Genomic DNA, 1357 nt, shown 5'->3' with positions numbered 1-1357 from the left:
AGCCGTCAGCGGGTCGCCGCTGCTGCGCGGGGAATCGTCCATGTAGGGCGAGAGCACGGCTTGATCTTCGACGGCATAGTCGAAGGGATAATCGACGGCTTGCGCGTCGACCAGGAAATCGAGCGGTTCCGCGTTGAACTGCTGAATGATGACCTCGCTCTCGATCGCGAGCTGGCTGGCCGGCACGTCGAAGGTGGCAATCGCGACGGAATTGTCCTCGACATCGCGGTGCCAGCGCAGCACGGCGGTGGGCGTGGTGGTCAGCTTTGCGGATTCGATGCGTACCTCGTGATCCTCCCGGGGTCGCAGACGCAGGACGTGGGGGCCAAGCTGTACTTGGCTCGAAAAGCTGTAGTAGGTCCGATGCAGGATGCGATAACGGTGCATGAATTACCTTGCAGTCTTTTTGCAGGCTTTAGCCAGGGCGCGCCGCAGTTGCGCGCATCATGCTAAGACGACACGCGTTCGGCATCGCTACGCGCCACCCACGCGAAAAAAGCTCAGCCGCTCAACGCGGCCATGACCGAAGCCAGGAAGATTCCAAGCTTGGCCTCGGCGAGGAGACTCGGCTGCTCAGCGAAACCCAGCTGCGCGATGACAGGCTCGGGGGCGACCATCTCAGCTGGTTTGCAGCCACGACCTCTTTCTCGACATCTCTAGTATGCGCTGAGACCTAGCGCTTTCGTTTGCGTTATAGCCCTTGATCTCCAGCGCCACGCTATCCATCACCTTCCCGGTCCCTTCCGTCACTGGATCTTTAGCCTCTTCGTCGTGTCTGCTGAGCCGTTTTTCGTTCATAACTCTCCTAATCGATCAATCGAGGGTGAACCTGCATAGGGTGGTGATGACCATGCGCGTCGCGTAAAGATTCCGGCATTGGTGTCTGCATCAAGATAGCGCCGCGTCCGGAAAGCGTCTGTTGGCTAGCGCACCGACGACATCGATCTTTAAACGTACTGATCACCGATCACGCTTGGCCGGCTCTGGGCGGCTCGCCACGGAAACGCGCCCGAGCGCCGTCTTACTGCCCGGCTATCCAGCCAGACTGACCTGCACAAGATGCTCCTGCCGGTCATCGAGCAGCCGAATCACGGACCCTTCCAGCTCGATCCCATCCAGCGTCAATTGCGTCACCAGGCGATCGCCGCCCTCAAGGACGCGAACCTGACTGACCGCGATGCGGTAAGGCGTTTCCCGATAGCGGTAATGAAGCCTAAACCCGTCCCAGTCCGCCGGTAGACAGGGCTCGATGCGCAACGTCTCCCCTTCCAGCCGCAGGCCGAGCAAGGACTCCAGGATCAACCGATACATCCAGCCCGCCGAGCCGGTGTACCAGGTCCAACCGCCGCGCCCGACG

At 60.7% G+C, this 1357-nt stretch carries 2 protein-coding genes; both read right to left on the bottom strand.

What is annotated here, in order from left to right; genetic code table 11:
• A partial coding sequence (locus VBE63_RS29435) for a transglutaminase N-terminal domain-containing protein (RefSeq protein ID WP_323686520.1) occupies positions 1 to 387 on the bottom strand: 387 nt, incomplete at its 3' end.
• 645 nt (positions 388 to 1032) lie between these two features.
• The coding region (locus VBE63_RS29430) for a glycosyl hydrolase family 65 protein (protein ID WP_323686519.1) at positions 1033 to 1357 on the bottom strand (325 nt) is incomplete at its 5' end.

It is taken from the genome of Lamprobacter sp., from assembly GCF_034860625.1.
In the GTDB taxonomy this organism is placed as follows: Bacteria; Pseudomonadota; Gammaproteobacteria; order Chromatiales; family Chromatiaceae; genus Lamprobacter.
The sequence above is the reverse complement of the archived record's forward strand: the minus strand, read 5'-3'. Positions and strand labels throughout refer to the sequence as shown.